Origin of the sequence: Helicobacter apodemus (assembly GCF_000765745.2) — a bacterium.
GTDB lineage: Bacteria > Campylobacterota > Campylobacteria > Campylobacterales > Helicobacteraceae > Helicobacter_D > Helicobacter_D apodemus.
Genome location: NZ_JRPC02000002.1, coordinates 78,512 through 91,834, shown reverse-complemented (window position 1 = coordinate 91,834; position 13,323 = coordinate 78,512). Strand labels below are relative to the sequence as shown.

The following is a 13,323-nucleotide window of genomic DNA, read 5'->3' as shown; positions in this document are numbered from 1 at the left end:
AAACTTCTCACTCCCCATTGAAAGTAAGGATAGCAGAACCCCAAGTTAAACCCCCACCAAAAGCATCTAAAAGCAGCTTTGAACCCTTTTTGATTCTACCTTCTTCATAGAATTCATTAATAGCCATAGGTATAGAAGCCGCTGAAGTATTGCCATATTTTTGCACCGTAAGCACCACCTTTTGTGAATCTATATTTAACGCATCACCCACAGCAGAAATAATGCGTTGATTTGCCTGATGAGGAACAAAAAAATCAATATCATCAATGCTTAAATGATTTTTCTCTAAAATCTCAACAACATCACTACTAAGCGTTTTTACCGCGACTTTAAAAGTTTCATTACCCTTCATTTTAAGAAATTGCAATCTTTGCTCTAACACTTCTTGACTTGCTGGATACCTACTCCCACAACCTGGGGTTATCAAAAAATCTTGATACTCCCCATTAGAAGAAACTTGGACATCTACAATACTTTTTTCCCTCTCACTAGTAACGCCAATTAATGCAGCCCCAGCACCATCCCCAAAAAGCACACAAGTATTCCTATCTTGCATATCTAAAATGCTTGAAATTTTTTCCGCCCCTATGATAAGGATATTTTTATACATTTTTGAGAGAATAAAAGCATTAGCTAAAGAGAGTAGATAAACAAACCCACTACAAGCCGCAGAAATGTCAAAAGCTGGTTTTCCTACAATCCCAAGCTTATTAGCAACGATACAGGCAGTGGAAGGCATACAAAAAAAATCTGGAGAGATAGTCGCTACAATTACCATATCAACTTCTTTGGGGGTTATTTTTGCTCTCTTTAATGCAATCTTTGCTGCCTTTGTCGCAAGGTCGCTTGTAGCCTCATTAGCCTCTGCGAATCTACGCTCTTTAATACCGGTACGTTTCACAATCCATTCATCACTTGTATCCACTATTTTTTCTAAATCATAATTGGTTACAATATTTTCTGGAGCATAAGCACCAATAGATTTTAAAGAAGCATAAATTGGTTTTTCCATCTCCATAATTCCCTTAATTGATTAAATTTTATACTGATGCAGTGCTTGTAAGATTCTATCATTAATATTATTTTCAATCGTAGCAATAGCTTGAAAAATGGCATTCTTCATCGCTTTAGCGTTACTTTTACCATGACAAATAATCACATTACCATCAACGCCTAAAAGCGGAGCACCTCCATATTCTGCATAATCAATTTGCTTTTTAAGCTTCTTAAAAACATTTTTCATAAAAAGTGCGCCAAATATACCCATAGGTGAAGATTTAATGTAATGCTTAAGCAGATAAATAATAGAATCTGCAACACCCTCACTTGCCTTTAAGGCAACATTTCCGGTAAAACCATCGCAAACAATTACCTCCACAGAAGAATCAAAAATATTATTGCCTTCTACATTTCCGACAAAATTAGGATGATTTTTAAGAAAGTCAAAGGCGGTTTTTGTGATTTCATTCCCTTTACATTCTTCCTCACCATTAGCTAAAAGCCCTATTCTTGCTTGTGGATACTTTAAAATAGCGGTTGCATACTCATAGCCCATAACCGCAAATTCAAAAAGATTTTCTGGCTTACAATCTACATTAGCCCCTGCATCGACAACCAAACTTCTTTTCCCATCAATACGAGGCATCAAGGTGCAAATAGCAGGACGCGATACACCCTTTAAACGACCAATCTTAAGCGTAGCAAGACTCATTGTAGCACCACTATGTCCTGCAGAGACAACGGCATCGACTTTTCTATCCTTTAGCATTTCAATAGCTACATAAATAGAGCTATCTTTCCGCTTCAAAGCAGAAGTGGCACCCTCCTCCATTGTAATAACATCATCACAATGGATAATTTCGATTTTACTACTAAGCTTAGAAGGGATAAGGGGAGAAAGGATATTTTTATCCCCCACAAGCACTAAGGTAAAATTAGATTTTTTTAATGCCAATAAACCACCTTCTACAAGCGGTAAAGAACCAAAATCACCGCCCATTGCATCAATAGCGATTCTCATAGAGATTCAATCCAAACCATTAACTTTTATAAATTCCAGTGAATTTATTAATACGATGAGGCATTCTCCAACTTCCATCCTTATCCTTTATAGGGGTTGCTAAAGCAACTTTATAATGCGTCCTTCTTTTTGCCGCTCTTGTCTTACTTACTCGTCTTTTTGGAACTGCCATTTTACACTCCTTATTTAATTTTTAATATGATAATCACAACGAATCATTTCTAATTCACTTCTTAGAATCTCTTCTAAATCAATCATTCCACTTTCACATTCAACAATATCGCTAAAATTTCCACTTTCTAAACTAATCACTCCATCACTCAAATAAAAATCTAATACTTCATTTAAGTTTTGAAAATAGGTTTCTCCACTTAAATCACAAATCAAAGGCATTTGCCCTTTTAAGAATGCCTCTAATCTAACCAATCCCAAAGCATTCTTAAGTGATAAAAAGCCCTCTAGCACTACGCCTTCAAGCTCAACCCTAAAGGGTAGTTTTTCTCCATTTTTACAAACTTGAAAAACTTTACTAAAAGGTATTTTAGACATTCTATAATCAATAAATTTCTCTGTTAGCAAAGAAAAATGCAATTTCTCTCTTAGCATTTTCTAAACTATCACTACCATGAACAGCATTAGCATCAATACTATCAGCAAAATCTGCCCTAATTGTCCCCGCTGCTGCTTCTTTCGGATCTGTAGCACCCATAAGCTCACGATTTTTTGCAATAGCATTTAGCCCCTCTAACACGATAATAACTACAGGACCACTTACCATAAAATCTACCAAATCTGCGAAAAAGGGACGCTCCTTATGCACGGCATAAAATTCTTTTGCATCACATTGACTAAGCTGCACTTTTTTCATCGTAGCAACCCTTAAGCCATTACTTTCAAACCTATCGATAATCTTTCCAACAACATTCTTCTTAACCGCATCAGGTTTGATAATGGATAATGTCTGCTCCATTTTTACTCCTATACCCAAATTTCTTGGGGATTTCTAAATATTTTTAGGGCTAATATTATACAAAAAAAAACTGCATTTAATATTAAAGGATAGTTTCTTAGCAATGTTTTTAGAATCTTTTTGGGGATTTTATTCCTAAAATTCGTAATTCTCTATAAAACCTTTCCACTCCATAATATGCCTTTTTATCAATTTTGTAAGAAATAAGTTTTAAATATTCTAAAATATCTTTCTTACTCACTCCTGTTTTGTAAGAATATTTCATAAGCCAATAATGAGGGATTCTAATAGACTTTTTTTGAAAAGATTGGATCATTTTTATAAAAAAACCATAATGCCCCCTTACACAAAGCCTACCAAACACAAAAGGTAAATGCTCCCTATCGCTCCAACATTGTGCCATATCGATAAAATCTTGTTGTTCTTTTTTTCTTTTCAAAGCTTCTACTAAAGCCCTATCTCCAATTAGCACGCGTCCTTTAAGCCTTAAAACCTTTAAAAGTGCATTAGAAGTTGCCGATTGGTAATCATTTCCCTCTTCTGTATTAAGACAAATAACGCTTAAAACCTTACTCTTTGCAATAATTCCGATAGAAGAAGCTAAGAATCTTTTATTTTTTTTATTATAGAGTGCGGTAATAGAAGAAACAAACCCAGCATCAAGGCGACCAAATAGAAACTCTGTATTAAGCTTAGCAGGATAAGATTTTTTCTTCTGATAAAATAATTTAAAATGAGAAGGTGTTGGGTAAGAGCGTATAAAAACTTCAAAAGGCAAAAGATTTAAATAATCAATTTTTCCAAAACGCATAAATTTCTACTTCCTTAAAAACAATAAAATTCCTGCGTTATTCTAGCATTTTACAAAATAATACATTACTTAAGAATGTGTTATCAAAGAAGTAAATTTTTCTAAAAAAGCTTGAAGTTTTTTAGAATCTTTTTTAGCAGGGGTAGATTCTAAACTTGAATTAACATCCAACATTTTTGCCCCCAAATTTTTATATTGTTGAATATTATCTATTCCTACTCCACCAGCTACACAAAGATAATTATCAACTTTTGCTTTAAGAGATTGTAATACTTCCTTATCAATGCTTACCCCACTACCCCCACCTAAGATACTCTTAGAATCAAATAAGACAAAAGGACTTATAGAAGCATTAAAGTCTGATGGTTTTTCTATATTCCACACTTCATAAAAGGGAAAATTAGCCGCTTTGAGTGAAATTCCGCCAAAACTCTCCCCACAAACCCCGTGTAATTGTAATGCGTCAATAATCCCCTCCTCATAGAGCTTTATGGCTTGTTGCATAGACTCTTTATCATCTTGTATAACGATAATTTTTAAGATTTTAGGATAGTCTTTAAGGGATTGTGAAATTTCTCTTATTACAGATTCCAAAACAAAACGTGGTGAATCTTTGATAAAAATAAAACCTAATGCGGCTATTTTATCAAAAGGCAACAAGCCCCCCAAATGGTTCTCTAATGCCTTAGCACACATTAACGCATCCTCCTTGGTAGTAATTCCGCATATTTTTAAGAATCCCAAAGGAGATTGCAGGATTCTAAAAACATTTTGATAAAAGGCATTAGGAGAGTTTCTAGCAACACTTACAGAATATTTCAAGGCATTTAAAGCCTCATAGGCATTAGGGCTTTTGACTAAATAGCTCCCACATAAGATACCATCAAATCCTATATTACCAACGATAAAGCCATCAAAGCTCGAGTTAATAGAAGATTCAAAGAGCACTTGGCTATTGAGTTGCTCTTTGGCATAAAAAAGCAGATTATAAGCAGCGATTTTATCAATCTTAAAGTTATGCAAATTGCGGGAGTTAATCCCAATAAGCAGAGGCTTAAGGGGCTTTAAAAAATCAATTTCTTCCTTGTTATGCACTTCAAGCAAAGGCGTTAATCCAAGTGCTAAGGTTTGCTCATAGAGTTTTTTAAGCTGATTAAAACCATTGACTTGTTCCACAAATAAAGCGGTTATTAAAAGCAACATATCCGCACCAAAATCATAAGATTCTTGAATCTGCTCTATTTGGGTAATAAAGTCTTTGCGCAAAACACAAACATTAGGATAGGTAGTTTTTACCTCCTGCAAATCCTCTAAATCCCCTTTAAAATAATCCTTTTCACATAAAATAGAAATAGCATTAGCACCTGCATTTAGGTAGTCTTTAGCAAGGTTTTGGGGTGAGGGAATATCGTTAATATTACCCAAAGATGGGCTGGAACGTTTAATTTCTGCGATAATAAAAGGGAAGTTTTCAAAGGAGGGCTTAGTAATAGGGGTATTCCTTATTGTAGCCCTTATGGGATATTTAGATTTTGCTTCTATAATTTCTTGAAGGATAGTAACCCTACTTTGTATTGATTGTGGCATTAATCCTCCATATATTGTTGGCTAAGTGTTTTAAAGGTTTGGATGATCTCAAAGACTTCACCCTTTTGGATAATAGTTTTAGCTAAAAAATATCCTTCTTTAATCGATTCTACTTGCTCACATACATACAATGCAGCACCCATATTCAAAGCGACTAAATCTAACTTTGGGGAGGGTTTAGCTTCAAAAATATCTAAGGCAATGCGTAAATTCTCTGAAGAATCCCCACCTACCAATAAAGAATGATTAACAAAATCTAAGCCCACTTCAATAGGATTAAAAATAGTTGTTTTAATCTCTCCATTTTTTAAGGTAGTAATTTGTGTGGGAGCACACAAAGAGATTTCATCATAACCATCTAAGCCACTAACTATAAGGGCTTTTTTGATACCTAAAATCGCTAAAGCTTTTGCCATAATCTCTGTATAGCTTTTATCAAAAACACCAATGAGTTGGTGGGTTATGGGTGCTGGATTACTTAGAGGACCTATGAGATTAAAGGCGGTTTTAAAGCCCAAAGAAGATCTAGCAGAAGCCGCAAAACGCATAGCAGAATGGAATTTTTGGGCAAATAAAAAAGTGAGATTGATTTCTCTAAAAATTGCATAAATATTAGCTATATCCATATTGACATTAACCCCTAAAGCAGCAAGTAAATCTGCAGAGCCACTCTTAGAAGTAATAGCTTTATTGCCGTGCTTAATAATTCCAAAACCTTGCTTTTTAGCTAAAGTTGCTAAAAGCAAACTAGAAGTTGTAGAGACATTAAAAGTCTTTACAGCACTGCCTCCTGTGCCAACCATATCAAAATAAATAGGTAAGGTTTTATCCATTTCAAAGGCAATGGCTTTCTTTTTTAGCACAGAAGCAAAACCGGCTAACTCATATTCATCCACGCCCTTAATCTCTAAACTTGTTAGGAAGCTCCCAATTTGTGCTTCTGTGAGATTCCCCTCTGTAAGCTCGTCCATAAAGTTGTAGCTTTCTTGAAAATTTAGAGATCTTTGAGTCAATGCTTTTTTAAGATAGGCTTTAATGGGTATCTCTTCCCTTGTATAATGCAAGAAATTTAAGAGCATTTTAATCCCCTCTTTGCTCCCAATAGATTCGGGATGAAACTGCAAACCTACGAGATGATAATACCTATGCTCTACTGCCATAACTTCACCATCTTCACTCATTGCACTCACTAAAAAGCAATCAGGAATCTCCTCTTTCTTACCTACTAGTGAATGGTATCGCACAATAGGGGTATTAGGACTAATATGCCTAAAAACTCCTTTGTTATTATGAAATAGCTGTTCTACTTTTCCATGCACAATATTTCTAGCATTTTTAATCTCTACACCAAAGGCACTTAAAATCGCTTGATGCCCTAAACAAATCCCTAAAATTGGATAAATTCCTTTAAGCTTTTTTACAATTTCAACACTAATTCCCGCTTCTTTTGGGGATTTTGGTCCAGGTCCTATAACAATAAATTTTGGTTTTAAAGCCATAATTTCCTCAATGGAAGTTTTATCATTACGCAAGACTTTAATAGGGTAGTTAAACTGATAAAAAGCTTGGTAGATATTATAAGTAAAGGAATCATAATTATCAATAAGGACTATCATTGTGTATTTCCCTCTTTTCCGATAATAGCTTCAATTAAAGAGAGCATTTTATTTTGTGTTTCAATATATTCTAATGTGGGGTTTGAATCATAAACAATCCCACCTCCAGCTTGTAGATAATAAATACCACTTTGGTAAATGGCTGTGCGGATAGCAATAGCAAAATCCATATCACAATTTTGCGTAAAATACCCAATAGCTCCCGCATAAATATTCCTTTGATGTTCCTCTAATTCTTCTATGGTTTTAATAGCTTGAATTTTTGGTGCCCCACTAACAGTCCCTGCAGGAAAAGCCGCAAAAAGAGCATCTATTTTATTATGGATTTTTAAATCCATATCCCCCTGCACTTCAGAGACTAGGTGCATAACCCTTGCGTATTTTTCAATAACTTTTTGTTGTGTTACTTTTACACTTCCACCCATAGCAACCTTTCCTATATCATTGCGTCCTAAATCTAGGAGCATAAGATGTTCGGCATTTTCTTTAGGATCATTCCTTAACTCTTCTTCTGCTTGTAAATCCTCTAATTGTGTTTTGCCTCTAGGACGCGTCCCAGCAATAGGACATAGAGTGAGTTTAGCAATATTAGAATCCTTAGGAGTAGAAACTTTAATCAATACTTCAGGGGAATTTCCAATAATTTGAAAATCTCCAAAATTATAAAAATACATATAAGGGCTTGGGTTAGTAGTGCGTAAATTTTTATAAGCTTGTAAGGGTGGAAGATTACTTTTTATCTGCATACTTTGGCTTGGCACACATTGCAAAAGATTGCCTTTGTAAATTTCATCTTTTAGGGTTTGAACCATTGTGGTGTAATAATTTTCTTTATTAGCAGAGATTATCTCTGAAGTGATATTCTCTTGAGTGCATTCTTGTTGGGATAAATGTTTTAGAGATTGTAAGATTTCTTGGATTCTTTGTTTAGGGTTATAGGGATTTACCTCTTTGGCATAAGCTACACTAAAGATAAAGAGGGTTTCATAAAAATGATCAAAAATTATAAAATCTCTCCCAAAGATGAAAGCATTTGTATAACAATCATAAAGCTTTGGTTTATTAAAAGTAATAGCTTCAATATCACCAAAAAATTCATAACCCAAATACCCAACTCCCCCTAAAGGAATAGGTAAATCCATAAATTCCTCACCTAAAGGTGGGGTTAAATCTCTAAAAATCTTTAAATAATCTAAAAAATTTGGGTTTTTAGGCATAGGAATAAGCTCTAGGGAATATTTTTGCTCGCCACTTCTTAAATAATAAGCTTTACCTTCTTGGGTAATCCTAAAAGCCTCTTTTAAAACCAAAATAGAAAAACGTCCTTTTCCAGTTTTTAAATAAGCTGATTCAAGTAATACCGGAGCATTAAGAGATTGACAGAGCATTAAAGGAGTAAAAGAGTGGCTCTCAATCTTTTCAAAGGCTATGGCAGGTTGTAAATCATTAGCATCTAAAGGAGATTGCAAAGATGATTCTTTAGGGGATAAAAAACTAAACATTCTTTTATAAACTCTCTAAATGATTTAGGCGTATTATACAATAGATTCTTGCTAAAAAAATTTTGGATTTAGATATAATACTTCATACTTAAAAAGAAAGCTAAATAGAATGAAAGATAATATTTTTTTGCGTTCAAAAAAGGGTTTTTTTGGATTAGAAGATTCTAAAACACACGCCTTTGGTGGGCAATATGTGGCAGAGATTTTATACCCTGCTTTAAAAGAGCTAGAAGAAGCTTATAAGCACATTCTTCCTACAAAAAGCTTTCAACAAGATTTTGTGGGCTTGTTAAAGGAATTTGTAGGACGACCTACGCCTTTAATCTTTGCTAAAAATGCTAGTAAAATCTTAAATAATGAGATATATTTGAAATTTGAAGGTTTAGCAAATACTGGAGCACACAAGATTAATAATGCTATTGGACAGGTATTGCTCGCTAAAAAAATGGGTAAAAATCACATTATTGCAGAAACAGGAGCAGGGCAACACGGATTAGCAGTAAGTGCGGCTTGTGCGAAATTAGGGATAAAATGTAGAATCTTTATGGGAAGCAAAGATATTAAGCGGCAATTTCCTAATGTTTTCAATATGGAGCTTCTAGGAGCAAAGGTTATAAGCGTAAAAAACGGGAGTGAAACCTTAAAAGACGCTGTCAATGAAGCTTTAAGGGAATGGAGCAAAGATTCTAAAAATATTTTTTATGTGCTTGGAAGTGCTCTTGGTCCCTATCCTTATCCAGATATTGTAAGGGATTTGCAAAGCATTATTGGCAAAGAAGTGAAAACACAAACGCAAAAATTTTTCAAAGGAAATCCGGATATTATGATAGCTTGTGTAGGGGGAGGAAGTAATGCAATAGGATTTTTTACCCCCTATTTAAAGGATAATATCCGCTTAATTGGCATAGAAGCAGGGGGAATAGGACAAGGTATAGGGGAGAATGCCACAAGGATTGATAATACAAATTCCCATTTAGGGATTGTTCAAGGGTATAAGAGTTATTTTTTAAGCGATACATATGGCAATTTACTAGAGACTTATTCTATCTCTGCTGGGCTTGATTATGCAGGGATTGGTCCTCAACTTGCTCATTTAAAAGAAATAGGGGTCTTAGAATTTAAAAGTGCAAATGATAAAGAAGCTTTAAATGCCTTAGAATTCTTTGCAAAAAATGAGGGCATTATTGCTGCTTTAGAATCCTCTCACGCATTAGCTGGGGTTTTAAAAATCTGTAAAGAAGTTGATTCTAAAAAGATTATTGTTAATGTCTCAGGAAGAGGCGATAAAGATATTTTTATTACCGCTAAAGCTTTACAAAAAGAGCGGTGGAAAGACTTTTTAAGTAATGAAATTACAGAGATAGGAGAGTTATGAAAGAAGTTACCTTAATGGGACATATTATTGCAGGGTATCCTAATTTTCAAAAGAGTTTAGAAGCAGCACTTGGAATTGCTTTAGGGGGAGCAAGTTTTCTAGAAGTGCAGTTTCCATTTTCTGACCCTAATGCCGATGGAGAAGTGATTAGAAACGCTTGTGAGGAATCTCTAAAATCTGGTTTTAATACGGATTTAGGTTTTACACTACTACAAACACTACATACAAAACTATTAGAAAATCATTGCAAAACCAAACTTTTAATTATGACTTATGCAAATATTCTTTTTGCCTATGGGATAGAATCTTTTTTAAAAAGAGCCAAAGAATCTGGAGTATTTGGACTTATTGTCCCAGATTTATCTTTACAAAACGATGAAAATCTTTTTTCCTTAGCTAAGGAATTTGGATTAGAAAACATTGCATTACTTGCACCTTACACCCCTCCCTTACGGATAAAAAAACTCACCCAAAAAAGCGGGAGTTTTGTTTATGTAGTAGCAAGAAATGGGATTACAGGGGATTGCACACAAATCACCCCTGAACTTTTAGCCTATATTCATAAAGTTAAAAATAATTGCAATAAACCCATTGCCTTAGGATTTGGCATACAGAGCAAAGAACAGATTATAGCTCTTAGAAGGATTGTCCCTATTGTAGTAGTTGGGAGTGCCTTTGTTAAACATATTACACAAATAGACTCAACAAAAGACTTTCTCTTAGAGTTACAGAGTTTTACACAAACTCTTCTAGGATCTTAAGAGGAGATTATCCTCTATCTTTTAGACCTAATTTTTCAATAAGACTTGCATAACGGGTAAAATCTGTTTTTTTAAGATAAGAAAGCAATCTTTTTCTTTGTGAAACAATTTTTCTTAATCCTAAACGACTAGAATGATCTTTTTTATTCACCCTTAAATGTTCAGTGAGTGTTTTAATCCTATCACTTAAAAGTGCAACTTGCACTTCTACAGAACCTGTATCTTTGGAATTTCTAGCAAAAGCAGAAGTAATTTCTCTTTTTTTCGCCGAATCTTGAGCCATCATAGACCTCCTGATTGGTAATTTTTAAAAGGATGTATTTTAACATAGATTTTATGAAAAATACTAAAAATTATTTCTTGATTTTATGATTTTATAGGTTAAAACTCACTAGAATTACAAACTAATTTTGTAAATTTTTGGAGTAGAATTGGCAAAGACAAATGCAGAGAAATCTATTTTAGCGAAAATCACGCCTTTTTTATCTTATTTAACAGGTTCAAAAGACTTAACGGTTGTATTTTTTATTATTGCAATCTTAGCTATTATCATCGTTCCCTTACCTAGCGGATTATTAGATTTTTTTCTTGCAACCTCTATTGCGCTTTCTGCTTTAATTATCTTAATCGCTTTATATGTCAAAAAACCTACAGATTTTTCTGCTTTTCCAACTTTGCTTTTAATCATTACCCTTTTTAGATTATCCTTAAATATCGCCACTACAAGGATGATTTTAAGTAATGGGCATTTAGGGACAGAGGCAGTAAGTAGCATTATTACAGCTTTTGGACAATTTGTTGTTGGTGGAAATTATGTTATTGGGATTATTTTATTTATTATCTTAGTAATTATTAACTTTATGGTTGTTACCAATGGTTCTACAAGGGTTTCTGAAGTTAAGGCTCGATTTACTTTAGATGCGATGCCCGGGAAGCAAATGGCAATTGATGCGGATTTAAATACAGGATTAATCGGGCAAGAGGAGGCTAAAGCTAGACGCGATGAATTAGCTGCCGAAGCCGATTTTTATGGTTCTATGGATGGTGCTAATAAATTTGTAAAGGGGGATGCGGTTGCTGGGATTATTATTACACTTATTAATATCATTGGCGGATTTTTAATTGGTGTTTTTCAAAAAGATATGTCTGTTGCAGATTCTGCAGCGACTTTTACCATTTTAACCATTGGAGATGGTCTAGTTTCACAAATACCAGCCCTTGTTGTTTCTACCGCCACAGGCATTATTGTAACACGTTTCAGCAAAGAGGGAGAAAATTTTGCCTCGGGGATTATCGACCAACTTATTAATGAATCTAAAACTTTAATGATTGTTGGAAGTATTTTATTACTCTTTGCACTTGTTCCAGGACTTCCTACCATTTCTTTGGGTTTTGTAGGCATACTTTTTTTATCTCTAGCCTTACTTTTAAACAAGCAAAAAGATGGGGAGGTTTGGAGATATGTTGAATCCTTGCTACAAAAATTTAAAAAACAAGAATCCCTAGAAACAGATTCTTCACCATCTTTAGACAAACCTTTAAAAAGAAACGCTACCCAAGATCAACAGCCCACGCCTCCAGCTCCGCAAGAAAGTGAGGAAGAACGCAAAAAAAGAGAAGAAGCAGAGATTGAAAAAGCCTTAAAAGTTAAGATTTTACGCGTTGGTTTAGGTTATCAACTCATCAAATTTGCAGACCCCGCACAAGGTGGGGAGCTTGTGAATAAAATTCGTGCTATCCGCAAAACAATGGCAACAGAATATGGAATTTTAGTGCCTATGGTGCATTTAAGGGATGATTTAAACTTAGCTCCTGATGAATACCAGATTTTACTTAAAGAAATTGAAGTTGGACGCGGAGTGATTATGGTTGATAAATTCCTCGCCATTGCCTCTAGTGGTTTTGTGGGTGAGATTCCAGATGGTGTGCCAACTAAAGAGCCTGTTTTTGGGCTTGATGCTTATTGGATTGATGAAGACAAAAAAGAAGATGCTATTATAGAGGGTTATACCATTATTGATGGTGCAACTGTGATTAGCACCCATATCCAAGAGCTTATTAAACAATACGCAGAAGAATTATTAACGCGTCAAGAAGTGCATAATTTATTAGAAAAATTAAGCAAAGATTATCCTATTTTAGCAGAGGAGATTAAAGGCGTTGGAATAGGGACTATTCAACATATTTTAAAAGAGCTATTACACGAACAAATCCCTATTAAAGATATGTTAAGCATTGCAGAGGCTATTGCTGATGGTGCTCCTGCTTATAAATCGGATTTACCAACCCTTACAGAATATGTGCGGGCTTGCTTAAAGCGGCTTATTAGTCATAATTTTCAAAGTGATGATGGAATCTTGCGTTATTTTATATTATCCCCTACTTTAGAGCAATTTTTATTAGAACGACTTCCAGAACCCCAAAAAATGGGGCAGAGATTAAAACTTAGCCCAACAGAATCGCAAAACTTTTTAGACGCCCTTAATGAGTCTTACCAAAAATCCGCTTCAATGGGTGCTGTGCCTATGATTGTAGGGGGAGTGCCTATGGTGCTTAGGAAACCTTTAGCAATCTTTATGGAACAATATGGCTTTGCACGTAGTATGGTAGTGCTAAGCACCGCAGAAATTGATTATCAAAGTAAATATGAAATTTTGGGGACTATTGACTTCTCCCTATAA

13 protein-coding genes are annotated in these 13,323 nt (G+C 34.6%); 3 read left to right on the top strand and 10 right to left on the bottom strand.

The window, feature by feature from the left end:
* Window positions 1-7: 7 nt before the first annotated feature.
* The 9 genes from LS72_RS01250 to LS72_RS01210 all read right to left on the bottom strand — a co-directional run bounded on the left by LS72_RS01250 (window position 8) and on the right by LS72_RS01210 (window position 8,506).
* Window positions 8-1,012 (bottom strand): beta-ketoacyl-ACP synthase III, encoded by a 1,005-nt coding sequence (locus LS72_RS01250; protein WP_034554916.1) that lies wholly within the window; start codon window positions 1,010-1,012, stop codon window positions 8-10.
* Between the two features lie 21 nt (window positions 1,013-1,033).
* Entirely contained in the window at window positions 1,034-2,020 is a 987-nt protein-coding gene (plsX, locus tag LS72_RS01245) for a phosphate acyltransferase PlsX (protein ID WP_034554912.1), read from the bottom strand.
* Between the two features lie 19 nt (window positions 2,021-2,039).
* On the bottom strand, window positions 2,040-2,192 hold the full coding sequence (rpmF, locus tag LS72_RS01240) for a 50S ribosomal protein L32 (RefSeq protein ID WP_034554913.1): 153 nt from the start codon (window positions 2,190-2,192) through the stop codon (window positions 2,040-2,042).
* A 14-nt stretch (window positions 2,193-2,206) separates the two neighbouring features.
* Entirely contained in the window at window positions 2,207-2,626 is a 420-nt protein-coding gene (locus LS72_RS01235) for a hypothetical protein (protein ID WP_238700654.1), read from the bottom strand.
* The gene (gene ndk, locus LS72_RS01230) at window positions 2,577-2,990 is read right to left on the bottom strand and encodes a nucleoside-diphosphate kinase (RefSeq protein ID WP_034554914.1); all 414 of its coding nucleotides are present in this window, start codon (window positions 2,988-2,990) and stop codon (window positions 2,577-2,579) included. Before ndk ends, LS72_RS01235 begins: the two co-directional genes overlap by 50 nt.
* A 109-nt stretch (window positions 2,991-3,099) precedes the next feature.
* A complete protein-coding gene (locus LS72_RS01225; protein ID WP_138154893.1) occupies window positions 3,100-3,801 on the bottom strand; it encodes an MqnA/MqnD/SBP family protein in 702 nt (233 codons plus the stop codon).
* 69 nt (window positions 3,802-3,870) lie between these two features.
* Window positions 3,871-5,388, bottom strand: coding sequence for a bifunctional indole-3-glycerol phosphate synthase/phosphoribosylanthranilate isomerase (gene trpF, locus LS72_RS01220; protein WP_034554584.1), 1,518 nt, complete (start codon window positions 5,386-5,388; stop codon window positions 3,871-3,873).
* Window positions 5,388-7,004, bottom strand: a complete 1,617-nt coding sequence (locus LS72_RS01215) for a bifunctional anthranilate synthase component II/anthranilate phosphoribosyltransferase (RefSeq protein ID WP_034554586.1) — start codon at window positions 7,002-7,004, stop codon at window positions 5,388-5,390. Before LS72_RS01215 ends, trpF begins: the two co-directional genes overlap by 1 nt.
* Window positions 7,001-8,506, bottom strand: a complete 1,506-nt coding sequence (locus LS72_RS01210) for an anthranilate synthase component I family protein (RefSeq protein ID WP_084590179.1) — start codon at window positions 8,504-8,506, stop codon at window positions 7,001-7,003. Before LS72_RS01210 ends, LS72_RS01215 begins: the two co-directional genes overlap by 4 nt.
* A gap of 109 nt (window positions 8,507-8,615) precedes the next feature.
* Here LS72_RS01210 and trpB point away from each other — a divergent pair, with 109 nt between their 5' ends.
* Both trpB and trpA read left to right on the top strand, forming a co-directional pair.
* A complete protein-coding gene (gene trpB, locus LS72_RS01205; protein ID WP_034554587.1) occupies window positions 8,616-9,881 on the top strand; it encodes a tryptophan synthase subunit beta in 1,266 nt (421 codons plus the stop codon).
* Window positions 9,878-10,642 carry a tryptophan synthase subunit alpha gene (gene trpA, locus LS72_RS01200; protein WP_034554589.1) on the top strand — a complete coding sequence of 255 codons (765 nt, stop codon included), beginning with the start codon at window positions 9,878-9,880 and terminating at the stop codon, window positions 10,640-10,642. The genes trpB and trpA overlap by 4 nt, the downstream gene beginning before the upstream one ends.
* A 7-nt stretch (window positions 10,643-10,649) precedes the next feature.
* Here the strand turns inward: trpA and rpsO are convergent, their stop codons facing one another.
* Window positions 10,650-10,925: a 30S ribosomal protein S15 gene (gene rpsO, locus LS72_RS01195; protein ID WP_034554594.1), complete on the bottom strand. Its 276-nt coding sequence runs from the start codon at window positions 10,923-10,925 to the stop codon at window positions 10,650-10,652.
* A 148-nt stretch (window positions 10,926-11,073) separates the two neighbouring features.
* Between rpsO and flhA the strand changes: the two genes are divergently transcribed.
* Window positions 11,074-13,323 carry a flagellar biosynthesis protein FlhA gene (gene flhA / locus LS72_RS01190; protein ID WP_138154891.1) on the top strand — a complete coding sequence of 750 codons (2,250 nt, stop codon included), beginning with the start codon at window positions 11,074-11,076 and terminating at the stop codon, window positions 13,321-13,323.

Coding starts and splice junctions, on each gene's coding strand:
- ndk (WP_034554914.1), bottom strand. CDS start 2,990: ATGGAGCAGACATTATCCATTATCAAACCTGATGCGGTTAAGAAGAAT.
- trpF (WP_034554584.1), bottom strand. CDS start 5,388: ATGCCACAATCAATACAAAGTAGGGTTACTATCCTTCAAGAAATTATA.
- rpmF (WP_034554913.1), bottom strand. CDS start 2,192: ATGGCAGTTCCAAAAAGACGAGTAAGTAAGACAAGAGCGGCAAAAAGA.
- LS72_RS01235 (WP_238700654.1), bottom strand. CDS start 2,626: ATGCTAAGAGAGAAATTGCATTTTTCTTTGCTAACAGAGAAATTTATT.
- LS72_RS01215 (WP_034554586.1), bottom strand. CDS start 7,004: ATGATAGTCCTTATTGATAATTATGATTCCTTTACTTATAATATCTAC.
- trpA (WP_034554589.1), top strand. CDS start 9,878: ATGAAAGAAGTTACCTTAATGGGACATATTATTGCAGGGTATCCTAAT.
- plsX (WP_034554912.1), bottom strand. CDS start 2,020: ATGAGAATCGCTATTGATGCAATGGGCGGTGATTTTGGTTCTTTACCG.
- trpB (WP_034554587.1), top strand. CDS start 8,616: ATGAAAGATAATATTTTTTTGCGTTCAAAAAAGGGTTTTTTTGGATTA.
- LS72_RS01250 (WP_034554916.1), bottom strand. CDS start 1,012: ATGGAAAAACCAATTTATGCTTCTTTAAAATCTATTGGTGCTTATGCT.
- LS72_RS01225 (WP_138154893.1), bottom strand. CDS start 3,801: ATGCGTTTTGGAAAAATTGATTATTTAAATCTTTTGCCTTTTGAAGTT.
- LS72_RS01210 (WP_084590179.1), bottom strand. CDS start 8,506: ATGTTTAGTTTTTTATCCCCTAAAGAATCATCTTTGCAATCTCCTTTA.
- rpsO (WP_034554594.1), bottom strand. CDS start 10,925: ATGGCTCAAGATTCGGCGAAAAAAAGAGAAATTACTTCTGCTTTTGCT.